The following is a 250-nucleotide window of genomic DNA, read 5'->3' on the forward strand; positions in this document are numbered from 1 at the left end:
TGGTAGCCGCTCTCGGACACCTCCAGGACACGGCAGAGCGTCGTGATGCCGTGGACGGCCTGGTTCGCCTTCACGAGTCGGTACGCCGCTTGGGCGTCGCCACGGACTCCTGCGCGAACCAGGCCGCAGCTTTTTTTAGGATGTCGCGCTCCTCGCGCAGCACCCGCACCTCGCGCCGCAGCCGCTCGAGTTCGGCGCGCTCATCCGAGGCGGCACTGCTCGCCCTGGGAGCTGGCCTGCTCTCGCCGTT

The 250-nt window shown here is 69.2% G+C and carries 1 pseudogene; it reads right to left on the minus strand.

The window, feature by feature from the left end:
- Window positions 1-250 (minus strand): annotated as a pseudogene (locus D7X30_RS41505) (IS3 family transposase); the annotation flags it as partial.

It is taken from the genome of Corallococcus sp. AB011P, assembly GCF_003611605.1.
GTDB classification, from domain to species: domain Bacteria; phylum Myxococcota; class Myxococcia; order Myxococcales; family Myxococcaceae; genus Corallococcus; species Corallococcus coralloides.